The 22,684-nt window shown below is 59.5% G+C and carries 20 protein-coding genes; 6 read left to right on the top strand and 14 right to left on the bottom strand.

Annotated features, from left to right (window positions below; all coding sequences use genetic code 11):
• Nucleotides 1-3 precede the first annotated feature (3 nt).
• Nucleotides 4-537, top strand: coding sequence for a D-glycero-beta-D-manno-heptose 1,7-bisphosphate 7-phosphatase (gene gmhB / locus ACZ9H3_RS15625; RefSeq protein ID WP_065760484.1), 534 nt, complete (start codon nucleotides 4-6; stop codon nucleotides 535-537).
• A 108-nt stretch (nucleotides 538-645) separates the two neighbouring features.
• Nucleotides 646-1,416, top strand: a complete 771-nt coding sequence (locus ACZ9H3_RS15620; RefSeq protein ID WP_065760485.1) for a lysophospholipid acyltransferase family protein — start codon at nucleotides 646-648, stop codon at nucleotides 1,414-1,416.
• Nucleotides 1,417-1,586: 170 nt separating this feature from the next.
• On the opposite strand, the gene ACZ9H3_RS15615 is transcribed toward ACZ9H3_RS15620, so the two are convergent.
• Together ACZ9H3_RS15615 and ACZ9H3_RS15610 are read right to left on the bottom strand one after the other, a co-directional pair.
• The gene (locus ACZ9H3_RS15615; protein WP_409278941.1) at nucleotides 1,587-3,209 is read right to left on the bottom strand and encodes an MFS transporter; all 1,623 of its coding nucleotides are present in this window, start codon (nucleotides 3,207-3,209) and stop codon (nucleotides 1,587-1,589) included.
• Between the two features lie 105 nt (nucleotides 3,210-3,314).
• Nucleotides 3,315-4,961, bottom strand: coding sequence for a GMC family oxidoreductase (locus ACZ9H3_RS15610; RefSeq protein WP_476221414.1), 1,647 nt, complete (start codon nucleotides 4,959-4,961; stop codon nucleotides 3,315-3,317).
• A 137-nt stretch (nucleotides 4,962-5,098) separates the two neighbouring features.
• Here ACZ9H3_RS15610 and ACZ9H3_RS15605 point away from each other — a divergent pair, with 137 nt between their 5' ends.
• Nucleotides 5,099-5,986, top strand: a complete 888-nt coding sequence (locus ACZ9H3_RS15605; protein WP_065760488.1) for a LysR family transcriptional regulator — start codon at nucleotides 5,099-5,101, stop codon at nucleotides 5,984-5,986.
• A 9-nt stretch (nucleotides 5,987-5,995) separates the two neighbouring features.
• On the opposite strand, the gene ACZ9H3_RS15600 is transcribed toward ACZ9H3_RS15605, so the two are convergent.
• From ACZ9H3_RS15600 to ACZ9H3_RS15590, 3 genes are read right to left on the bottom strand one after another with little or no spacing between them, the layout of a single operon-like run.
• Nucleotides 5,996-6,814, bottom strand: coding sequence for a sulfite exporter TauE/SafE family protein (locus ACZ9H3_RS15600; protein ID WP_102053013.1), 819 nt, complete (start codon nucleotides 6,812-6,814; stop codon nucleotides 5,996-5,998).
• The gene (locus ACZ9H3_RS15595; protein WP_065760490.1) at nucleotides 6,811-8,088 is read right to left on the bottom strand and encodes an NAD(P)/FAD-dependent oxidoreductase; all 1,278 of its coding nucleotides are present in this window, start codon (nucleotides 8,086-8,088) and stop codon (nucleotides 6,811-6,813) included. The genes ACZ9H3_RS15600 and ACZ9H3_RS15595 overlap by 4 nt, the downstream gene beginning before the upstream one ends.
• Nucleotides 8,089-8,126: 38 nt before the next feature.
• Nucleotides 8,127-9,011 carry an MBL fold metallo-hydrolase gene (locus ACZ9H3_RS15590; RefSeq protein WP_065760491.1) on the bottom strand — a complete coding sequence of 295 codons (885 nt, stop codon included), beginning with the start codon at nucleotides 9,009-9,011 and terminating at the stop codon, nucleotides 8,127-8,129.
• 238 nt (nucleotides 9,012-9,249) lie between these two features.
• Between ACZ9H3_RS15590 and ACZ9H3_RS15585 the strand changes: the two genes are divergently transcribed.
• Both ACZ9H3_RS15585 and pmrG read left to right on the top strand, forming a co-directional pair.
• Nucleotides 9,250-10,566 (top strand): sigma-54 interaction domain-containing protein, encoded by a 1,317-nt coding sequence (locus ACZ9H3_RS15585; RefSeq protein ID WP_099773219.1) that lies wholly within the window; start codon nucleotides 9,250-9,252, stop codon nucleotides 10,564-10,566.
• Nucleotides 10,567-10,715: 149 nt separating this feature from the next.
• Nucleotides 10,716-11,369, top strand: coding sequence for a lipopolysaccharide core heptose(II)-phosphate phosphatase PmrG (pmrG, locus tag ACZ9H3_RS15580; protein ID WP_330522498.1), 654 nt, complete (start codon nucleotides 10,716-10,718; stop codon nucleotides 11,367-11,369).
• A 126-nt stretch (nucleotides 11,370-11,495) separates the two neighbouring features.
• On the opposite strand, the gene ACZ9H3_RS15575 is transcribed toward pmrG, so the two are convergent.
• The 8 genes from ACZ9H3_RS15575 to ACZ9H3_RS15540 all read right to left on the bottom strand — a co-directional run bounded on the left by ACZ9H3_RS15575 (nucleotide 11,496) and on the right by ACZ9H3_RS15540 (nucleotide 20,799).
• The gene (locus ACZ9H3_RS15575) at nucleotides 11,496-11,747 is read right to left on the bottom strand and encodes a DUF2790 domain-containing protein (RefSeq protein ID WP_065760494.1); all 252 of its coding nucleotides are present in this window, start codon (nucleotides 11,745-11,747) and stop codon (nucleotides 11,496-11,498) included.
• Nucleotides 11,748-12,260: 513 nt separating this feature from the next.
• Nucleotides 12,261-13,685: a gamma-aminobutyraldehyde dehydrogenase gene (locus ACZ9H3_RS15570; RefSeq protein ID WP_065760502.1), complete on the bottom strand. Its 1,425-nt coding sequence runs from the start codon at nucleotides 13,683-13,685 to the stop codon at nucleotides 12,261-12,263.
• A gap of 88 nt (nucleotides 13,686-13,773) precedes the next feature.
• On the bottom strand, nucleotides 13,774-15,300 hold the full coding sequence (locus ACZ9H3_RS15565) for an APC family permease (protein WP_065760503.1): 1,527 nt from the start codon (nucleotides 15,298-15,300) through the stop codon (nucleotides 13,774-13,776).
• A gap of 105 nt (nucleotides 15,301-15,405) precedes the next feature.
• A complete protein-coding gene (locus tag ACZ9H3_RS15560; RefSeq protein ID WP_476221408.1) occupies nucleotides 15,406-16,446 on the bottom strand; it encodes a heme-dependent oxidative N-demethylase family protein in 1,041 nt (346 codons plus the stop codon).
• Between the two features lie 13 nt (nucleotides 16,447-16,459).
• Nucleotides 16,460-17,428, bottom strand: coding sequence for a PDR/VanB family oxidoreductase (locus ACZ9H3_RS15555; RefSeq protein WP_099773216.1), 969 nt, complete (start codon nucleotides 17,426-17,428; stop codon nucleotides 16,460-16,462).
• Nucleotides 17,425-18,027, bottom strand: coding sequence for a dimethylamine monooxygenase subunit DmmA family protein (locus tag ACZ9H3_RS15550; protein ID WP_099773215.1), 603 nt, complete (start codon nucleotides 18,025-18,027; stop codon nucleotides 17,425-17,427). Before ACZ9H3_RS15550 ends, ACZ9H3_RS15555 begins: the two co-directional genes overlap by 4 nt.
• A 256-nt stretch (nucleotides 18,028-18,283) precedes the next feature.
• The gene (locus ACZ9H3_RS15545; protein ID WP_476221404.1) at nucleotides 18,284-19,738 is read right to left on the bottom strand and encodes a sigma-54 interaction domain-containing protein; all 1,455 of its coding nucleotides are present in this window, start codon (nucleotides 19,736-19,738) and stop codon (nucleotides 18,284-18,286) included.
• On the bottom strand, nucleotides 19,735-20,799 hold the full coding sequence (locus tag ACZ9H3_RS15540) for a PAS domain-containing protein (protein ID WP_256587546.1): 1,065 nt from the start codon (nucleotides 20,797-20,799) through the stop codon (nucleotides 19,735-19,737). The genes ACZ9H3_RS15545 and ACZ9H3_RS15540 overlap by 4 nt, the downstream gene beginning before the upstream one ends.
• A gap of 435 nt (nucleotides 20,800-21,234) precedes the next feature.
• Between ACZ9H3_RS15540 and ACZ9H3_RS15535 the strand changes: the two genes are divergently transcribed.
• Entirely contained in the window at nucleotides 21,235-21,663 is a 429-nt protein-coding gene (locus ACZ9H3_RS15535; protein ID WP_102053018.1) for a GNAT family N-acetyltransferase, read from the top strand.
• 137 nt (nucleotides 21,664-21,800) lie between these two features.
• On the opposite strand, the gene ACZ9H3_RS15530 is transcribed toward ACZ9H3_RS15535, so the two are convergent.
• Nucleotides 21,801-22,673 (bottom strand): LysR family transcriptional regulator, encoded by an 873-nt coding sequence (locus ACZ9H3_RS15530; protein ID WP_476221402.1) that lies wholly within the window; start codon nucleotides 22,671-22,673, stop codon nucleotides 21,801-21,803.
• Between the last annotated feature and the right edge of the window lie 11 nt (nucleotides 22,674-22,684).

The following is a 22,684-nucleotide window of genomic DNA, read 5'->3' as shown; positions in this document are numbered from 1 at the left end:
GCCTTGAAACTGCTGATTATCGATCGGGACGGGGTGATCAACGAGGACTCCGACGCGTACATCAAGTCGGTGGAGGAGTGGATACCGATCCCCGGCTCGATCGAAGCGATCGCGCAGTTGAGCAAAGCCGGCTGGACGGTGGCAGTCGCCACCAACCAGTCCGGCATCGCACGCGGCTACTACCCCACGGCCACCCTCGACGCCATGCATGAACGCTTGCGCGGCCTGGTGGCCGAGCAGGGTGGCGAGGTCGGCCTGATAGTCCATTGTCCGCACGGCCCGGATGACGGTTGCGATTGTCGCAAGCCGAAGCCGGGTATGCTCAAGACCATTGCTGCGCACTATGCCGTGGAATTGGCCGGACTTTGGTTTGTCGGTGACAGCAAGGGTGACTTGGAAGCTGCGCTGGCCGTCGATGCACAACCCGTTCTGGTAAAAACCGGGAAGGGTGAACGGACCCTGAGCAAAGGGCTACCAGCAGGCACCTTGGTTTTCGAGGATCTGGCGGCCGTCGCCAGAGCACTTATCCACACGTAGAGCGCCGCCGAATATTCGTCGCCTCCAGGGCCGCAGTAGTGGTTCTGCGACGAGCGTTCCCCCGGTGCACTCCAACAGGCGGGCGAGCCCGCAACGGTACATGCCGCTATGTCGATCCTGCAGGCGATCAGAATATTTCTTTTTTACCTGCTGTTGGGTACCAGCTCCTTGCTCTGGTGCACCCTGAGCTTTTTTATTGCGCCGTTCCTGTCGTTCCGCGCCCGATACCGTTTCATCAACGTGTATTGGTGCCGCTTCGCACTGCTTCTGGTTCGGGTTTTTCTCGGTATACGGTTCAAGGTAACCGGGGCTGAGAACATTCCTGAACAGCCCTGTGTGATTCTTTCCAATCACCAGAGCACCTGGGAGACCTTTTTCCTCTCCGCCTATTTCCAGCCCTTGAGCCAGGTGCTCAAGCGCGAACTGCTTTATGTACCGTTCTTTGGCTGGGCGATGGCCATGCTCAAGCCCATTGCCATTGATCGCGACAACCCCAAGGCCGCGTTGAAACAGGTCGCCAGCGAAGGTGACAAGCTACTCAAGCAAAACATCTGGGTCCTGATTTTCCCGGAAGGCACCCGTGTGCCATTTGGCACCATCGGCAAGTTTTCCCGTGGCGGTACCGCCTTGGCGGTAAATGCCGGGCTACCGGTGCTGCCGATCGCCCACAACGCTGGCAAGTACTGGCCCAAGGAAGGCTGGGGTAAATTGCCCGGCACCATCGAGGTCGTCATCGGTGCGCCAATGTGGGCCGAAGGCACCGGGCCACGGGCTATCGCCGAGCTCAATGACCGCGCAGCTGCCTGGAACGAGCAGACCCAACGCGACATGGGCTCCCTGCCGCCCGTGGCGCAAAATGAAGCCCAGAGCACACACTGACGATCTGTGGATAACTTGTGTACAGTATTTTGATAAATCACCACTACGATGAGCTAAGTGCTTAATTTAAATACTTATTTCTCTGTATGACTGTTTTCTGAAAATCGTGCATAAGTTTTTTCACGGCATAAAAAAACCGGCGTTTACGCCGGTTTTTTTATGCCATCAGATCAGACCTTGTCGATGTCCACGTCGCGGGTTTCTTTCAAGCAGAACAGCCCCACCACCAGGCTGATGCCGGTAATCAACACCGGGTACCAGAGGCCATAGAAGATATCGCCGGTGTACACCACCAAGGCGAATGACACCGTCGGCAGGAAGCCACCAAACCAACCGTTGCCAATGTGGTAGGGCAGCGACATCGAGGTGTAGCGAATGCGGGTCGGGAACAGCTCGACCATCACCGCCGCCAGCGGGCCATAGGTCATGGTCGCAATCAGGATCATCACCACGATCAGCAAAACCACCATCGGCTGGTTCACCGAAGCCGCATCTGCCTTGGCCGGGTAACCCGCCTTGTCGATAGCTGCACGCATCGCCGCTTCATCGAAACCACTGATTTGCTGATCGCCAATGGACACGACCACAGGGCTGCCAGCGGCTGCCGTCTCGGAACTGTATGGCAGGCCCTGCTTGACCAGGAACGTCTTGACCTTGTCGCATGGGCTGTCGAAACGCGCCTTGCCCACCGGATCGAACTGGAAGGTACAGCCTTGTGGATCGGCAATGACCACAATCGGCGCCTGGCGGCTGGCTGCGTCGATCTGCGGGTTGGCGTAATGGCTCAGGGCTTTGAACAACGGAAAGTAGAGCAGGGTGGCCAGCAGCAGGCCTGTCATCAGGATCGGCTTGCGCCCGACCCGGTCCGACAGCCAGCCGAAGAAGACGAAGAACGGCGCGCCGATGACCACGCTGATGATCAACAAGGTGTTGGCCTGGCCAGGGTCCATCTTGAGCATCTGGGTCAGGAAAAACAGCACATAGAACTGCGCGGTGTAGAACGTCACGGCCTGCCCGGCATTGATACTGAACAGCGCGGTGAAGACCACCTTGAGGTTTTCCCAGGAACCGAAGGACTCGCGAATCGGCGCACGGCTGGTTTTACCCTGAGCCTTCATTTTCACGAAGGCCGGCGATTCGTGCATGCTCATGCGAATCCAGGTGGAGATCGCCAGCAGCACAATCGACAGCAGGAACGGCAGGCGCCAGCCCCAGACTTCGAACTGATCACCACTGACGTAACGGCTGGCCAACACCACCAGCAGGGACAACAGCAATCCCAGGGTGGCTGTGGACTGGATGAAGCCGGTATGGAAACCACGCTTGCCGGGCGGGGCGTGCTCGGCAACATAGGTCGCGGCGCCGCCATACTCACCACCAAGCGCCAACCCCTGAAGCATGCGCAACACTACCAGAATGATCGGTGCGGCAATGCCAATGCTTGCATAGGTCGGCAACAAGCCGACGGCAAAGGTCGACAGGCCCATCAGTACAATGGTCACCAGGAAGGTGTACTTGCGCCCGATCATGTCACCCAGGCGGCCGAACACCAGCGCCCCGAATGGGCGTACCAGGAAACCGGCAGCAAAGGCCATCAAGGCGAAGATAAAGGCTGTGGTGTCGTTGACCCCGGCAAAGAACTGCTTGCTGATGACGGCCGCCAGGGCGCCATAGAGGAAAAAGTCATACCACTCGAAAACCGTCCCGAGGGATGACGCAAAGATGATCTTGCGTTCTTCCCGGCGGCTATTCACCACCGTTGCCGCGCCACGCTCTTGGATGTAGTCCGACATCGTTGTTGTCCTCGGCCTTGAGGCCACAGTGATTATTGTTGTTGTTCCACTGTCGGTGCCGGGCGACTGCATCCGGCGCTCCGTTTACCACATCACCCTGTCAGATCAGGGTGTAACAACTGCCGCTGTAACGGTCCCCCTTGGGCTTACCGCATTGTTGAGTATCAGCTGTGCCGCCTTCTCGGCGATCATCAGGGTCGGCGAGCAGGTATTGCCCGAGACAATCTGCGGCATGATCGACGCATCGGCGATACGCAGACCGGATACGCCGTGTACACGCAATTGAGCATCCACTACATCCAGCGGCCCGCTGCCCATACGACACGTACCGACCGGATGGAAGATGGTGGTACCGATCTTGCCGGCCGCTTCGTACAGCTGTTCCTCGGTCTGCAGCGCCGAACCCGGCAGGTATTCCCGCGGCTGGAAAGGCGCCAGGGCAGGTGCCCGCACGATCTGCCGGGTGAGGCGGATGGCCTGGGCGGCAACCTTTAGGTCCTGCGGGTCACTGAGGTAATTGGGATCGATGGTTGGTGCGGCTGCTGGATCTGCCGAACCGATGTCGACCCGGCCACGGCTGGCCGGGCGCAGGTTACAGACCGATGCAGTGAAGGCCGGGAAGCGATGCAGCGGCTCCCCAAAACGCTCCAGTGACAACGGCTGCACGTGATATTGCAGGTTGGCGCTGGCCTGCTCCGGCCCGGAGCGCACGAAGGCCCCCAATTGGCTCGGCGCCATCGCCAATGGCCCGCTACGGTCGTACAGGTAGCGCAAGCCCATGCCGACCTTGCCCCACAGGCTGTTGGCGACCTGATTCAGGGTTCGGACATTGCTGACCTGGTAGATCAGGCGTAACTGCAGGTGATCCTGCAGGTTGCCGCCAACCCCTGGAAGTTCGTGCCGTACAGCGATGCCCAAGCGCTCAAGAAGAAGTCGTGGACCGATGCCGGAACGTTGAAGAATGCCTGGAGAGCCGACCGCGCCAGCACACAGAACGATCTCTCGGCGCGCCGTAAAGCGTTGCCAGTGGCCCTGCCAACGAGCATTGACTGCCGTGGCACGCCCGTCTTCCAGTACCAGGTTGTCGACCAGAACATCGGTCAGTACGGTCAGGTTGGCCCGCGCCTGAACCGGCCGCAGAAAGGCTTTTGATGCATTCCAACGCACACCGGAGCGCTGGTTGACCTGAAAATATCCACAACCCTGGTTATCACCGCCGTTGAAATCACTCACGCTGGCAATGCCGCTCTGGGCCGCCGCTTCGCGAAACGCGTCGAGAATCGCCCAAGAATAGCGCTGTTGTTCGACCCGCCACTCACCGTCGGCACCATGCACGTCGCTGGCACCGGCAAAATGCTTTTCACTGGTTTTGAACAGTGGCAGGACATCCTTCCAGGCCCAGCCGGGGTTGCCTGCCTCTGCCCAGCGGTCATAGTCCTGAGCCTGGCCACGCATGTAGATCATGCCGTTGATCGAGGAACAGCCGCCCAGCACCTTGCCCCGTGGATAGCCCAGGCTGCGGCCTTGCAAGCCGGGTTGAGCCTGGGTCTTGAAGCACCAGTCGGTGCGCGGGTTACCAATGCAATAGAGGTAACCGACAGGGATATGAATCCACGGATAGTTATCGCGTCCCCCTGCTTCCAGCAGCAGCACCCGGCAACCCGGATCGGCAGAAAGCCGATTGGCCAGGAGACAGCCGGCAGGGCCAGCGCCGACGATGACATAGTCGTAGGAATGATCGGCTGATGCCATGAGGGACCTCGCGCCTATTTATTATTCTTGTCCCGGACCATGTTATTGATTAATTTCGCGATGAAAACGTTAGATTTCGCTCAAGTGCTGTGCGTTTTAGAACAACGCACGTGAATACCTGATTCACAAGGAAAAGCATGTTCGACTGGAATGATCTGCGGTTTTTTCTCGAGTTGCAGCGCAGTGGCCGGCTACTGACCGCCGCCAAGCGCCTCAACACTACCCACAGCACTGTGGCCCGGCATATTGAAAGCATCGAACAAAGCCTGGGCACCCCCTTGTTCGTGCAACATGCCCAAGGCTACGAACTGACCCCGTCCGGCCAGGCCCTGCTCAAGCACGCCGAAGCCATGGAAAACGTTGCCCTGCTGGCCCAGGAAGAAATTACCCAGGCCATGACGCCGCTGGGCAAGATTCGCCTGGGCGTCACCGAAGGCATCGGCATCATGTTCTTCACCCCACGCATGGCGGGCCTGTTCGAGCGCTATCCGGGGCTGGAGGTGGAGTTGGTGGCCGTGCCACGCTTCGTCAGCATCCTCAACCGCGAAGCCGAAATCAGCATTCACCTGGAACGCCCCAATGCCGACCTGCTGATCACCCGCAAGCTCACTGATTACCGCCTGGCGCTGTATGCCAGCCCTGATTACCTGGCACAGGCGCCGCTTTTGAACTGCCGCGAAGACCTGGCTCGGCATAACTGGATTGGTTATGTAGACGACCTGCTGTTCAGCCAGGAGCTGCTGTTTCTCAACAGCTTCTGTCGAGCCCCGAATGTGGTTTTCCGCAGCACCAGTGTGATCGCTCAACATCAAGCTGCACGGGCGGGGTTGGGTATCGCTGTGCTGCCCAACTACATGGCCCGTCACGACCCGGGGCTGGTACGCGTGCTGCCCAGCGAAACCATCCAGCGCAGTTACTGGATCTGCACCCGTCGCGAGCTGCACAAGTCGGTACGCTTGAGAGTGGTTTGGGACTACCTGCTGGCACTCTGCGCCGAAGAGCAGAGCGCCTTGCTGGCCGAGTAGGGCGCCGTATCAGGCGCCCAGGGTCTTGACCATGAGCAGCAGGGCGGCGGCAATGCCGACCAGAGCAAACACCTGCTGAAGTCGAGGCCCGGCGACTTTGTGTGCAAACTGCCGGACGATGACCAAACCGACCACCGCGCCAATGGCAAAGGGCAGGCCAACGCTCCAATGCATCACACCGCCCAGGCTGGCACTCACCACACTGCCAACGGACACCAGGGCAATCACCGCCAGTGAAGTGGCGACAATGCTCCTCATCTCCAGGTTGGTGTAGCGGCTCAAGGCCGGGATGATTACAAAGCCACCGCCCACCCCCAGCAAACCCGACAGCAGCCCGGAGAGCAGGCCCGTGAAGGCCAGTGCTCGGGCACAGGGCAACGTCCACCGCAGGCGCCCCTGCAGAGGGTTCAGGACACAGGGCTGAACATCACGCGGCAGCGATCCACACCCCCCTTTCAGTTCATGCCGCGCCTTGAGCAACATCCGCACGCAGACATAGATCAGAACCACGGCAAAGGCCAACGCCAACGGCGCGTTGGGCAGCCGATGCGCCAGCAGCAAGCCCAGTGGCGCCGTGAGCAACCCAAGCGAGGCAACGAACAGCGCTGCACGGTAGCGCACCACGCCCTGACGCAAACCCAGCACTGCACCAACGCCTGCGGCCAGGCCCACCGCCAGCAAGCCAACGGGCGCAGCTTCGGCCATCGACAAGCCCAAACCGAACACCAGAAGCGGCACGGCAAGAATGCCACCGCCAGCACCGGTCAGCGCAAGAATGGCCCCAATGATCGCGCCCAGCCCGGCCCCCAGAAATTCATGCTCGATCACTGATGGGCCTCACGTGGTGCGGGTAACGGCTTGGCCATCCACTCACGGCCTTTGAGCATGCAACGCCAGTACAGCGGCGGCAGGATACGCTCCTTCAACAGCCAGGCCAGACGGGTCGGCTTACGCCCATCAAGCAGCCAACGAGGGAAGCTTGGGGCAACCTTGCCGCCATAGGTGAACTCGGCCAACACGATCTTGCCGCGCTCCACGGTCAACGGGCAGGAACCGTATCCGTCGTAGTGCACGACATCCGCCAGGCGCCCCAACGCGACCAGTACGTTATTGGCAACCACAGGGGCCTGCTTGCGCGCAGCGGCGGCGGTCTTGGCATTCGTGGTGTTGGTGGCATCGCCAAGGCCATGGATATTGGCAAAACGACGGTGGCGCAGGGTTGCCGGATCGACATCGATCCAACCCGCTGCGTCCGACAAGGGGCTGTTACGTATGAACGTCGGCGGCACTTGCGGGGGCACCACATGCAGCATATCGAATGGCTGCACCAGGGTTTCGCTGCTGCCGTCAGGCAGGGAACGCACAAAGGTTGCCTGCTTCGCCGGCCCATCCACCGCTACCAGACGATGGGCGTAGTTCAGATCGACCGCATACTTGTCGATGTACTCCATCAGCGCAGGCACGTAGTCGGCCACCCCGAACAACACCGCGCCGGCATTGAAGAACCGTGCCTGGATATTGTCCAGGCGGCCGCTGCGCAACCAATGATCGCACGACAGGTACAGGGCCTTCTGCGGTGCGCCAGCGCACTTGATCGGCATCGGTGGCTGCGTGAACAGGGCCTTGCCTTTCTCCAACTGCTGAACCAGCTGCCAGGTGTAAGGCGCCAGGTCATAACGGTAGTTGGAGGTCACACCATTGCGCCCCAAGGTTTCACTCAGGCCTTCAATCGCATCCCAGTCAAGCTTGAGGCCCGGACAGACAACCAGTTGTGCATAACTGATCAGCCGACCATCCTCCAACTGCACCGTCTGCGCCTGAGGGTCGAAGAACTGTGCGGCACCCTTGATCCAGGTCACGCCCTTGGGAATAGCCGAGGCCATACTACGCACCGTGCTCTTGGGCTGGAACACGCCAGCTCCGACCAGCGTCCAGCCAGGCTGGTAGTAATGAACCTCGGCCGGATCAATGATTGCCACATCGAGGGACGAATCGCGTGCCATCAGGCTGGAGGCAGTGGCAAGGCCTGCTGCGCCGGCACCGATGATCAGGACTTTGTGGTGCGCACAGGCGGGCGACGTTGAAGATGATTGAGCAAGCATGGCAGTGTTTCCTAAATAATAATTCTGTCGCGCCGGAATCAGATGGCGTTGAGCGGGATCTTCAAGTAGCGCACGCCGTTGTCTTCAGGCTCGGGCAACTGACCGCTGCGCATGTTGACCTGCACCGAGGGCAGGATCAGCACCGGCATCTCCAGGGTCGCGTCGCGGGCTTTGCGCATCGCCACGAACGCCTCTTCGCTGATACCTGCATGCACATGAATGTTGTTCTCCCGCTGCTCGGCGACCGTGGTCATGTAACGCAGCTCGCGACCGCCTGGCAGGTAGTCGTGGCACATGAACAGCCGGGTATGGTCAGGCAGGGCAAGGATGCGCTTGATCGAGCGGTACAACGTGCCTGCGTCTGCACCGGGGAAATCACACCGCGCAGTGCCGTAGTCAGGCATGAACAAGGTATCGCCGACGAACGCTGCAATTTCACCGCCCGCTTCAACGATGTACGTCATGCAGGCCGGGGTATGACCTGGGGTATGCATGGCCCGCGCACGCAAGCCGCCAATCAGGAATTCGCTACCGTCCTCAAAGAGCACGTCGAACTGACTGCCGTCACGGGCGAATCGACTATCGGCATTGAACAGCGCACCGAAGACTTTCTGCACTTGGGTGATATGGCTGCCAATGGCGACCTGCCCACCGAGCTTCTCTTTCAGGTACGCCGCCGCCGACAGGTGATCAGCATGCACATGGGTTTCCAGAATCCATTGCACCTTGGCACCCAACTCGGTCACCCGCGCAATCAGTTTGTCCGCCGAGCACGTATCGGTACGGCCAGACTTGGGATCGTAGTCCAGCACACTGTCGATCAGTGCACAGTGTCCGCTGTCGCGATCCATCACCAGATAACTGATGGTCCAGGTCGCGCTGTCGAACAGTGCTTCCACATACAGGTTGCCGCCAATGATCATGACCTTCTCCCGATAAATCCATTGATGCCAACGTAAGGCATAGCTGGCAGTCGCAGGGCTGTCATCAAGATATGTGCCATCGGTCGGGAAAGGCGTAGCCCCCGCGTTTACAGGGCCCGGCTGTACCTCAGCGAACAGACTGCCGCGCCATTTGGCAGTGATGTGGCAGTACCTGGCAGTTTTTGGCAGTCTTCGTCGCCTTCGGGTAAGCTCTTGGTGTGATTGCCTAGGTGTCGCCATGTCTCAGTTGATTACCGTTGCCCCGAAAATCCCCGCCGTTCAGGCGCTGGTGTCATACCTCGAACATGACCCTCAGCCCACCATCGTGCTGGATACCCACTACAACATCCTTGCTGCCAACAGTGCGTACCAACGTCAGTTCGGCGTAGAAGGCCAATCAACCCTTGGCGCGAAGTGCCACCAGGTCTCCCATCACTACGCCGTACCCTGCGATCAGGCCGGCGAGCATTGCCCGATGCGCAAGGCGAGAGAAAGCCGTGTGCCCGAGCGGATGCTGCATATTCACCACACGCCGCGTGGTCCGGAACATGTCGATGTAGAACTACGGCCGATCCTCGATGAGCAGGGTGAGGTGGTCGCGTTCGTCGAGCGCCTGACCAGCATCACCGTGGCCTCGGCTCAACCCCAGCAACATGGCCTGGTTGGCCGGGCGCCAGCGTTCAAGCAGGCACTGGCCAGCCTGCAACGTGCGGCACCGTCACAGATTCCGGTACTGCTGCAAGGTGAGTCCGGCACGGGCAAAGAGCTGTTCGCACGTGCGCTGCATCTGAGTGGCCCACGCGCCAACGGCCCGCTGGTGGTCGTTGACTGCACCGGCCTGACCGAATCACTGTTCGAAAGCGAGCTGTTCGGCTATGAAAAGGGCGCCTTTACCGGCGCTCTGCAACGCAAGATCGGTCTGGCGGAAGCCGCACATGGCGGTACCCTGTTTCTCGATGAGATCGGTGAAGTACCACTGGCAATGCAAGTGAAGCTGTTGCGTCTGATCGAGTCAGGCAGCTTCCGCCCGGTGGGCAGCCTGCGTACTGTTCACTCGGACTTCCGCCTGATCTCGGCCACTCACAAACCCCTCAAGGAAATGGTTGCCAACGGCACCTTCCGTGAAGACCTCTACTACCGGATCAGTGCCTTTCCGATCCGCCTGCCGTCATTGCGCGAGCGGGTCGAAGACCTGCCGCTGTTGATCGACAGCCTGTTGCAACGCATGGCCGGCGCCCAGGCACCGCGGGTAGATCCGCAGGCCATGCACTGGCTCAGCCTGCACACCTACCCGGGGAACATTCGCGAGCTGAGAAACATCCTCGAACGCGCTCGCTTGTTTGCCGACGATGGCCTCATCAGGGCAGAGCACTTACCCGACGATGTGAAACCTGACAATGCCACGGCAGGGCAATCGCAGCGACGGAAAAAGGATCACCTTGGCCAACTGGCACAAGCACTCCAAGCCTTTGAAGGTTCGCGCAGTGAATTGGCCCAACAGTTGGGAATGAGTGAGCGAACACTGTATCGGCGCTTGCGCGAGTTGGGGCTGTGAGCCGCGCCGGGCATGCCGGCCCTTAACCCTGTGCGAGAAAATCAATAACACCATTCCTTGATTTTCAGTTGCCGAGACAACAGTTTCTTCACGGTCCCTCGGGCAAGATCTTGGCTGAATCTGCCTAGCTCTTGATGGGGTCCCGCTTTATGTCGTTGTCTTTCACAGGGTCGAACCAGCGCGCAAGAAACGTGCTTATCACTGTACTTGCAGTCGTGCTCGTAATTGTCGGTTCGTACTTTCTATTCAGAACCCCCCGGCTGACCAATCTTGCCCAGAGCAACGCTGCACAACTGGCCCCGCTAAAATCGGCATGGGCCAGTGGTGACGCTATTGTCGTGATTCGCCATGCGGAACGCTGCGACCTGTCCAGTGCGCCGTGCCTGGATGCCCCAGATGGCATCACCAAACGCGGTAAAGACATCGCCGTAAAGTTGGGCAAGCATTATCAAACACTCGGCCTGGACCAGGCTGATATCTTTACCAGCCCCCTGACAAGAACCCGGCAAACCGCGAACTTCATGTTTAACCATGATGTCGAGCCGCAGCAGTGGCTCGCCGCCTGCAAAGGCATCATGCTTAAGACCGCGCTTGAAACTAAACGCCCAGGACACAACCTGATTCTGGTTACACACAGCGATTGCATTCGGGAAATAGAAAAGCACTTGAATGTGCATGCCCCTGAAAAACCACCCTATGCCTCGTCACTGTTCATCGTCCTGGGTCAGGGCGACAAAAAGCCACGGGCGCTGGGTTTCTTTTATTCGCGAGACTTTAATACCGAATGGATGAGCCAGAAGTAATAGCCGTCATCGCTGCACACCTGAAGACGTTTTGGTTTTCCTGACGAAGTAAAAAACGCCCCTTGAACCGGGGCGTTTTTTGATCCTGCTTGTACGCAAACAACTCAGGGTTTGCAGGGGACTCAATTAGTTGTCAAAGCAACCGTTACCCATTGCAGCGTACTGCATGGTGTGTACCTGACCCTGGTGGTCTTCGTAGGTCATTTTCATCTGCACCACACCACACACATCAGGGATACGATCCTGGTGGATCACGTGGGCAATATCAGGGTGGCTACCGTACGTGTATTGCTCTACTGCAGGTGCTTCGGCAGCGAATGCCATTTGAGTGCCGATCATTACACAAGCAGTGGTAACCAGAGCGGTAAACAGTTTCATTTTTACAGTGTCCCAACGATGCAAACGATCTACGTCTTCAGTCGGAATCGGTAAGGCTGAAGGCTCTGCGAAACGTGGCAGGGTCGTTTGCTTACACCCTTTGGAGTCTGCGTTTCGCGGCTTTGTTTGGAAGCTGTGTACAGTCTATTCCGCTGAACTTTTAGATAAATGCCAATGTTGGCAAAGCATTCTTTAGCGAAATGGAACAATCGCTTCGCGACGACCGCCCTCGTATCTACAACCTGCCCCAAAACGGTTTGAACACAGGGTATTTTGCAGAGGTCGCATTACGCCAAAGAGGAAAGCGGCGGCAATGTGCAGCACGCCGCCATGTTGCTTGTCACGGCCAACATCATGGTCAGCAGGCCACCAATGCTTGGTCAGCCCAGAGGGCCAAGAGAACATGCCAGGCACTCGATAATGCTGTTTGCATGATCTTCACTCCAGATCGGAATTACGAAGGAAAGCGGCCAGCAACCTCATTGCTGGCCACTATCGACACCACCAGTTCAATCAGTGCTTGAACATCACATGGCGTACAGCGGTGTAGTCCTCCAGCCCATACATGGACATGTCCTTACCGTAGCCAGAGTGCTTGACCCCACCGTGAGGCATTTCACTGGTCAGCATGAAATGCGTATTCACCCAGGTGCAGCCATATTGCAGGCGCGCAGACAGGCGATGGGCACGACCGACATCCGACGTCCAAACCGACGAGGCCAGGCCGTAGTCCGAATCGTTGGCCCAGCCCAGCACCTGCTCTTCATCATCAAACACCGTGACCGAAACCACGGGGCCGAACACCTCGCGACGGACGATTTCATCGTCTTGGCGAGCGCCCGCAAGCACGGTGGGTTGAAAGAAGAAGCCAGGGCCTTCGACACGATGACCACCAGTGACCACCTGAATGTGCGGCAAGGCGCTGGCGCGCTGGACAAAGCCTTCGACGCGCTCCAGGTGTTGCTCGGTAATCAGCGGACCGAGTTCGGTGGCCGGGTCGTCCTGCAGGCCCGGCTGGATGCTGCCCACCGCTTCGCCAAGCTTGGCCACGAACTGCTCGTAGATACCTTTCTGTGCATAAATGCGGCAGGCGGCGGTGCAGTCCTGGCCGGCATTGTAGAAGCCGAATGTACGGATGCCTTCTACGGCGGCGTCGATATCAGCATCATCGAAGATGATGACCGGCGCCTTGCCGCCCAGCTCCATGTGCATGCGTTTCACACTATCGGCAGTGCTACTGATGATCCGCGAGCCCGTGGCGACCGAGCCGGTCAGCGAGACCATACGCACCCTAGGGTGGGTGACCAGCGGCTCGCCAACGCTCGGACCTCGGCCGAACACCATGTTCACCACGCCAGCGGGGAAAATGTCGGCGATGAACTCAGCGAGCTTCAGCGCGGTCAACGGCGTCTGTTCCGAGGGTTTGAGCACCACCGTGTTGCCGGCGGCCAGGGCGGGGCCCAGCTTCCAGGCAGCCATCATCAGTGGGTAGTTCCACGGCGCGATGGAGGCAACCACGCCCACCGGGTCGCGGCGAATCATGGAGGTGTGGCCGGGCAGGTACTCGCCTGCTGCCGAACCGCTCATGCAGCGGCTGGCGCCGGCGAAGAAGCGAAACACGTCGGCGATGGCCGGCAGCTCGTCGTTCAAGGCGGCGGTGAAGGGTTTACCGCAGTTCTGCGACTCCAGGCGGGCAAGTTCCTCGGCATGGGCGTCAATGGCATCGGCGAGCTTGAGCAACAGGGTGGAACGGTCCTTCGGCGAAGTCTGAGACCACAGCGCAAAGGCATCATCGGCGGCGCGCACGGCAGCATCGACCTGGGCCGCGCTAGCCTCAGGGATTTCCACCAGAGCGGTCCCCAAGGACGGGTTGAGCACGGCGATGCTGGGGCCTTCGCCAACAACAAGTTGGCCGTTGATCAGGAGTTTGGTTTGCATGATTCAGTCCTTCGGTAGCCTTAGCCCCTTCTCCCTGAAAGGAGAAGGGGGGGCAGCATGAGTAGGGAGGTTTGATAAAGGCGTTGGCTTAACGCACTGGCACGCCAGCAACGTTGGCGGCCTTGGGCAGAGGCTTGGAGAACTTCCAGGCGTCGCCGGCCGGGGCCGTACCTTTGTCATAGGGCTTGGCCAGCAGCATGTAGAGGAAGCCTGCGCCCATCACCACCACCGTGGTCAGAATCATCGAGTAGTTGATGTACCAGGCCGCATCAGGACTGCGCGGCCAGACCATATTGATGATGGCGCCAACACCGTAGATCAGCGCGGCGATGTTCACCAACAGCCCCCAGCCACCGAGGCTGAACTGGCCGCTCGGGCGCCAGCCCTTGCCACGGGCGATCAGTGCAGCGATCACAATCAACTGGAACGCCACATAGATGCCAATGGCGGCGAAGCCGACGATGGTTGCCACGGCATCGGCCATGAACAGGCCAAGGCAGACAATACACGCCGGCATCACGCCGCTCACGACCAGCGCGAACGACGGTACATGGTTAGCGGACAAGCGCTTCAGCAGGTTGCTGCCAACGATCATCTCGTCACGTGCGTAGGAGAACAGCAAACGGCTGGCAGCAGCTTGCAGGCTCAGTACACAAGAGATGAAGGAGACCATCACTACCGCCATCACCAGTTTCGAACCTACCGGGCCGAAGGCATTGGCGAGGATGGTGGCAACCGGGTCAGTATCTTCGCCAGCGATCACTTTCTGCATGTCCGGGACTGCCAGAATCAGCGCCAGGCAGGCGAACATGGCCGCAGCACCACCAATGTAGATGGTCATGCGCATGGCCTTGGGGATGCGCTTGCCGGGGTTGGGGGTTTCTTCCGCCACGTCACCGCAGGCCTCGAAGCCGTAGTACTGGAACAGGCCCGCCAGGGAGGCAGCGAGGAAGGCTGGCAGGTAGGAGCCGTTGACGTTGAGCTCAAAGGTGTTGAACAGCACGCTGATCGGTTGATGACGCTCGAAGATCAACAGGTAGCCGCCCACCAGAATGGCGCCCACCAGTTCACAGAGGAAGCCGAACATGGCCACTCGGGCGAGCAGCTTGGTGCCCACCAGGTTGAGTGCGGTAGACATCAGAATCAGGCCGAGGGCGATATAAATGTTGGCGTTTGAGCTGGCGTCAAAACCAAGCATGGCAGCCATGTAAGGGCCCGCACCGACGGCGACACCGGCGATGGTGGCGCACAGCGCCCAGGCATAGACCCAACCCACCATCCAGGCCCAGCGCTTGCCGACCAGGCGTCGCGCCCAAGGGTAGACGCCACCAGAGATGGGGAACTGCGACACCACCTCACCGAACACCAGACACACCAGCATCTGGCCGAGGCCAATCAGCAGGTAAGACCAGAACATCGGCGGACCACCTGCCGCGAGGCAGAGGCCGAACAGGGTGTAGACGCCGACCACCGGCGACAGATAGGTGAAGCCCAGGGAGAAGTTTTCCCACAGGCTCATACTACGGTTGAAGTTGGAGCTGTAGCCGAGCGCACGCAGTTGCTCGGCGTCCTGATCGAGAGAAGCGGTTGCACTTGCCGCAGAAGACCCACTCATATTGTTTTCCTCATTTGAATGGCAGTCGTTTGCATGGCGGCGGGTCGCTGCCCGCCGGTGCTCATCGAAGAGCCTTTATTGTTATGGGTGAAGCGAGATGCGCACTTATCCAGCCTTGGCCACCTCCTCATCTCGGCCGTCGTCAAACTGCGAGAGCCATTCAACGGCGGCATCGCGGTACCGGGTGAAGCCCTTGTAGTCCACCAGTTCCTGATTCAGGGTCTTGAGCACGCGGTGCATGCGTTTGGCCCAGGCTGGGTTGGTGGCGATGTCTTCCAGGTTCAGCAGGTAAGTGCGAATCGGGAAGACGATGGCGTTGCTGCGCGGCAGGCGGTGCAGGGGTTGCAGTTCAATGCGCAGATAAACCAGCTTGCCGGCGTTCTCGGCGGTGACCATGGTGCGGTCGGGCGCCCAGTCCGGCAGGCTTTCGGCAGAGACATCGAGCCGCGGATTGACCGTCAGCGACCAGTTCAGGCGGCGTACCGGATGGCCGCAGCGCAGACGCAGAAGGAACTTCAGCGCACGGTCGAGCATGCCGGTTTCCTTCAGCAGCGGCACCGGGCCGTGAAATTCGTGCCAGGCCATGCCGAGGTTGAAACGCAGCGAGTAGTCGGCGCGCTGGGTAGCGATACCGGCGCCCCAGTAGAGGGTGCCGTCACGCTCTTCCTGCAGTACCCAATCGCCCTGAGCCTGGCGGGTGATGTACTCCATTGGCTCATAGGGCAAGGTGGACGGATCACCGAAGGTAAAGGTGTCATCGATGTTCAGCAGCGTGTTGGTCCAGTGCCAGCGAGTGCCGTCCTTCTCCAAAGTGAAGTACTCGGGGTAGTCGCTGGCGTAGGACTCCATGATCAGCTCGAGCAGGTCCCACTGCGCTTCCATCATGTGCGGCGCCGACACGTAGTGCATGCCCGGATCTTTCTCCAGCGTGATCGCACGGTCACGGCACTCGCTGATGTAGTGCTCATCGATGTCGAAGACGGCCTTCAGCGCACCGTCGCCCACCGACACGTGAGGCTCCAGGTTCATTGAGTACATGTACTCGTCGTCCGGGAAGGGGAAGGGCGCACGGGCGATGCACTCGGGGCTGTTCGCGTAGGTGTAGTCGTCGCGGTAGGTTTCGTCGGGTCGGAACTGGATGGTCATGGTGGTTCTCCGTTCAGCAGTCGATGACCAGCCGCGAGCACTTGGCACGCGACACGCAGGGCATGATTTTTGTGTTGGCGGCCTTGTCTTCGTCGGACAGCCAGTCGTCGGTGTGGACGATTTCGCCGTCGAGTTCGAGCACGCGGGTTTCGCACTCACCGCAGGCGCCGCCACGGCACAGGTAAGGAATCGAGTGGCCGGCCGCTTCAGCGGCTTCCAGCAGGCTCTGGTCAGGCGACACTTCGATGGTCGCGCCGCTGCGCGCCAAGGTAACGCTGAAGGCCTCGCCGACACTGCCTTGTTCTAGAAAGCGCTCGTAGTGGATGTGGCTATCGGTCCAGCCTTGGGCATGGGCACTGTCGATGGCATCCTGGATCATGGATTCAGGGCCGCACACATACAGGTGGCTGCCCAGCGGGCGAGCGGCGACAACAACCGAGATATCCAGGCGCTGGCCGATATCGTTGCGATACAGGCGTACGGCATCGCCATACTCGCGCACCAGCTCTTCGCCCAAGCGTGCGTGCTCGGCACCGCGTACGGCCAAATGCACCTCGAACGGCGTGCCACGCAGACGCAGTTCGGCCAGTTGCGAACAGACCGGGGTAATGCCGACACCACCGGCGATGAACAGGTGCAGACGAGCATGCTTGCTCAGCGGGAACAGGTTCACCGGGCGCAGGATTTCCAGCACATCACCTTCGTTCACGGCTTCGTGCATCCGCAGTGAACCGCCACGCCCTTCGTCAACACGGCGCACGGCGATCTGGTAGGCACTGGAGTCGTACGGCGAACTCATCAGCGAGTAGGCATTGCGGTAGGTGCCGTTTTCGTGAGGGATCAACACCACCACGTTGCTGCCGCCCGAGAAGGGCGGCAGGTGCGCGCCATCGGTGGCCACCAGGGTAAACCGCTTGATTTCCGGTGTGACAGCTTCGATGCGGGCAACCCGCACACTCAGGGTTCCGTTGCTCAAGCTCATGTGTCGAGCTCCTCTGCTTCTGGCAATTCGCCGGGGACTTCGGCGTCGGCCTTCACGGCCTGGAAGGCGGCGAGACGGCGGGAATAATGGTCACGCACCACCAACATTGCGTTGCAACCAGGGCACTGGAACACGCGCTGGGTGACGTTCTCGGTGTAGCTGTCGCAGTGCACGCACCAGATACGACGGACGAACGACCCGGCATGCTCGCGGAGCACCTCGTCACTGTTCATGTCGTAGTGGGTGGCCACCTGCATGGCGGTACCGATAAAGCTCTCCGAGCCCGAAAGGTAGAGCCGGGTGCCCATGCGGGCATTGCCCAGGATGCGCTCCAGATCCGCTACCAACTCATGATTGCTGGGGTACACACGCAGCTCGGCGACCTGCCGCTGCTGCAGTTCGGCGAGGTAGTCCAGGCCGGAGAAGGATTCCTGTGAATAGAGCAGAGTGGTCTGCATGCCTTGCTCGGACATTTCATCCAGCAGACGCAGCATGGCGCGGCCACCACTACCCTGGCCTGCGACGAGGTGGCGGATTCCACCCGGCAGGGGGCGCAGTTGGTCATAGACCGGCCGACTCTTGATACCTGTGATCAGCATTGTTGTTTTACCTCCAGGACCGCCAATGCCCGATAGGGCATTCAGCATCGATGCAATGACCCATCAGCTGGATGGGTTGCAGGCTGATATTGCACATGCTGTGCCAATTTTTAAGTCACTGAAATTTATGGATTTTTATTATTCGCAGGCATTAACGTAGGCAAAAATAGCGTGTGCCGTAGGCATTCTTGCAGCGGTATGGGAGGCGGCGGAGGGGGAAAATTGCAGCAGACGGCACATCCCTGTGCCGGGAAAATCAATCGCGTTGCAGCTTGCGAATCAGGGTACCGATATCAATGCCCAGTTGCTGGGCTGCCTTGCGTTTGCTGCCTTGGCTCTGGACTGCCTGGAGAATGAGCTGGCGCTCATAGCGCTGAACCTGCGCCTTGAGGCTTTCACCCAGTTCGTCGTCGGCTGGCAGCTCTGTATCCATTTCCTGGCGTGGAGTCGTTGGCCTGATGGAAATCGGTGCGATCAGCCCCAGCAGTTCCGGTGGCAGATGCTGTTCACTGGCCTCGTCATCAGCCAGCACAGCCAAGCGCTCAAAAATATTCACCAGCTCGCGGATGTTGCCCGGATAGTCATAGCTCAGGAGCCGTTGACGGCAACCGCCGGACAACCGCAGCGTGGGCTGGCGGTCACGGTTGATGCGCATCAGCAGGATGTCCATGAGCACTGGCAGGTCTTCCAGGTGCTGGCGCAGTGGCGGGATCTCTACCGGCAGCACAGCAAGGCGGTAGTACAGGTCGGCACGGAACTCGCCGGACTCGACCAGCCGCCGCAAGTCCTTGTTGGTGGCGGCGATCACCTGGACTTGTACCGTCTTGCTCAATGGCGAGCCGACCGACTGAATGCTGCCGTCTTCAAGGAACTTGAGCAGCTTGGCCTGGACATGCAGAGGGATTTCGCCAATTTCATCAAGGAACAGGGTGCCCCCTGAAGCACTTTCGATGTAGCCGCGCTTGCCACTCTGCAGGGCTCCCGTGAAAGCACCGCGCTCGTAGCCGAACATCTCCGACTCAAACAGGCTTTCCGGAATGCTGCCGCAGTTGACGTGAATGAAGGGCCGGTCGCCCCAACCCGCAGCGCGGTGGATATGCCGGGCAATGGCGGTCTTGCCAACGCCGGGCTCCCCCAGCAGGAGCAAGCGAGCGCGGCGGCGAAATGCACGTACGCCAGTGTCGGCGATGCTGGAGAGCAGCGGCGAGAGGTGCAGGGCGTTGTCCTGTGGATCGCCAAGGCCGTTGTTTTCCACAGGGGCGAACGCCTGCTGCGACGTGCGACGAGGGCTCTCACGGCCTTCAAAATCGCGCTGCACCAATAGCGTATAGGGCTTTTCGTAAGCGCCGGTGGGAACCGCCTGAGTGCTGGTGAGGAACATGCGACCATCGCGGGAGCGGGTCAAAGCGCTGTTACCACCACGTCCAACAGCTTGCTGGAAATCATCGAAGCTCACGGCCGAACGCTGGAAGAACTCGGCATTGGGCAAGCCGATCGCGTCTTCTCGAGACAGGCGATTCACCCGCTCCGCGGCAAGATTGAGAAAGCGCACACGGGACTCACCATCGCACAGGATGATTGCCTCACTGAAGCTGTCCAACAGGGCGTGCAGCGCAGGGGTTTCCAACAGCGCGGAAAGCACTTCGCTGCTGACATTGACCGAAGATCGCATGCCCATCTTCAGGGGCGGCAAGAGACTTTTCTCGATCATGGATGCAGCTCGCCGTTGTGCTGGATAGTGCGCTCCGCCGCGCGCAGCACTGCCACCTTCCAGGCCACGCCTTCTTGCATGAGGATGCGCGAGCAGTGGACATTGAACAGTTGCAGGTGACCACTGAGATTGATCAAGTGCAGACTGTGCCAGGTGCGTTCAGGCAGTGACCGGTCGAGCAGGGCGTGGGCGATGCTCGCACCTTGGGTGATACCGAAGGCCTGCTCAAAGGCGGCGTTACGCCACCGCGGTTGCAACTCTTCGTCGATCACCAGCACAGCGTCCGGTACCGCATCGAAGACCCGGCGCAAGGCATCGATACGCTGCTCAGCATCGTGCTGCATACGCAGCTCCTGGCTGACGTCACGGATGCTGCCCCACATACGCAACAGGCGACCGTCGTGGATGGCGGCACGGACATCGTTCTCCACATAGGCAGGGGAACCATCGTGGCGGCGGTCCACCGAAAGCGCGCCGTCGACACAAAAATCGGTTTCCACCAGGCGCCTTACGAACTCTTCGTTGGCCGGGCTGCGCGGCCAGTAAAGCCGCACCGGCTGCTGATTAAAGTCGACGTCCGCCGGCATCTCGTAAACATCCGCCATGGCACGGTTACACATGCGCCAGTAAGAGCGGTTTTCGAACACCTGACGGACGACTTCATCGGGTGTCTGGGTAATGTCCACCGCTTCAGCGAACTCGATGCACCAGTACGCTACCTTGGCGCTGTAGAGCATCTGGGTCATGACTTCGTTGGCGTTTTGCAGTTCACTCAAGCGGTGACTCAACGAGCCCAGCGGTATAAACACGAGGTGAATACTGGGAGCGTCGGCGTCACGCCATTCGAGGAAGCCGCTGGCTAGCACGGGAAACAGGCTTGTGCTGTGACGGATGAACGTAAGCGCCAGGCTGCTCAGCTTTTCATCTGCCGGCGGGCAGGAAAACAGTTTACGCAGAAGGTGCGTGGATTCAGCAGTGAAGATGCTTTCGATGCTGCAGTTCTGCATCTCTACCGGTGAGTAACCGAGTTGGTCACTCAACGACGAAGAGACGTTGGTCATGCGTCCACTTTTACAGACCGTGCAGCTAAGTAGGGCACCCCGATCAGCGAGGGTTTGAATAAGCGACATGTGTGCGTCCGAACAGTGGAAATGGGCTCGGGGCTAGATGCGCACAATGCATGCCAACCTCAAGCAGCAGAAAGACCAAGGCTCTCAGCGAGAAAACGCCCCCCGCTGCTGCATTTTCGCAGCACCTGACCTCAAAAATGCAAACCCTCCCTGGCAGGCGTGCTGAGGGAATTTGATTTCCGAACGCACACAAAAAAGGCCAATTCAGAGAATTGGCCTTTTACGTCACTATTCACGAGATTAGCAGATCATCTGCTTTGTACTCACGGGCAACCGGCAGACGTTGAGGAGGGGAGTTTCATCACCACAAGCGTTTGCAGCCATGAGAGTATTTGTTCTTCCCAAAAACGCCACACAGGAGAGTGTATGACGGATAACACTTACAGCTTCAGCTTGGGTGCTGACGCCGAGGCCATGGCGGTAGTGCGCCAAGGCCTGGAACACTTCAATGTGGGGCAGATTGGCCCCTATACCTATGCGGATTTCCAGCTCTATGCCCGCGATAGCAGCGGCCAGGTCGTTGGCGGCCTATTCGGCCACAGTGGAATGGGCTGGCTCTACATTGACTATTTTTGGTTGAACGACACCCTGCGCAGCCACGGCCTGGGCCGCAACTTGTTGAAGCGGGCAGAAGAAGAAGCACGACGCCGGGGCTGCCAGGGCGTTTTTCTTTATACCTACAGCTTCCAAGCACCCGACTTCTATCAGAAGCAGGGCTACCAGGTGATGGGCGTGTTGGAAGACTGCCCACCTGGACACCAGCGTTACTACCTGAAAAAGCCACTGAAGGACTGAGGAAACGCTGAAGAAGACGAGCCGGTGTAGTGGTCTGATCAAATCGGACACCCAGCCGGCTTCTACGCTCCGTGCAAAACTTGCCCGGCATCCTCTTCCACCTCCGAGTCGTCCCAGCTAACGTCACTCAAATTTCTTCAGTCTCTACCTAGCAGTTCGTCAAGGATGCTCAGGTTGAAATGTCGTTGCAGCGTAACGGCAAAAAACTGCTCGGCAATCTCGGGAACCTCCGCGTAGAGCTGGAGCGAGCCGCTCTTCAGTTCATCCTGCACCACGACCGCCGGAAGCAAGGCGAGATCCCCCGAGTCGCGAGCCAGGAGGCGCAGCATGGCCATGTCGTCGACTTCTGCGCAAATGATCGGAGTAAAGGCGTGGCTATTGCAGTAGACCTCAAACTGGCTGCGGATATCGCTACTGCGGCCCGGAACGATTAGACGCGCACGGTTCAGGTCGCGGCTCAGGTCGAAGGGTTGTCCTGCACTGCGTGGTGGCCCGACCAAGCACACAGCCTGACGATCCAGGAGGCGGCATTGCCAGGTGCGCTGGGCGTCGGCGCTGACGGCCTTGTTGGTCAGCACGACATCCAGCTTGTGTAACGCCAAGCGCTCCAGCAACTCGTCCAGGCTCCCGGACTCGAGGGTTATGCGCAGATCTTTGCGGCCCAGGAATGGGCGCAGAAGATTCTCCTGGAAATTTCGCGACAGGGTTGCCACAGCGCCAATGTGCAGCGCCTGGCTGGCCTGCTGGCTACTCAGAAGAGTCGTTTGCAGCTCACTGCCGAGGGCGAAGATCGTATCCGCGTAGTCCAGCGCCATCCGGCCCGCCTCGGTCAGCAGCAAGCTTCGACCAGAACGGATGAACAGCGGGTGTCCGAGCTGGTCCTCCAGAGCACGGATCTGGGTCGACAGGGACGACTGCGAAACGTGCAGGAACTGCGCGGCGCGGGTGAGGTTGCCTTCCTTGGCCACGGCCCAGAAGTAGTGCAGGTGGTGGAAGTTCAATCGGCGCATGGTTTGTTCTT

It is taken from the genome of Pseudomonas sp. TE3910 (assembly GCF_056279025.1).
Note: the sequence above shows the minus strand (reverse complement) of the source record. Positions and strands in the feature narration are given on the sequence as shown.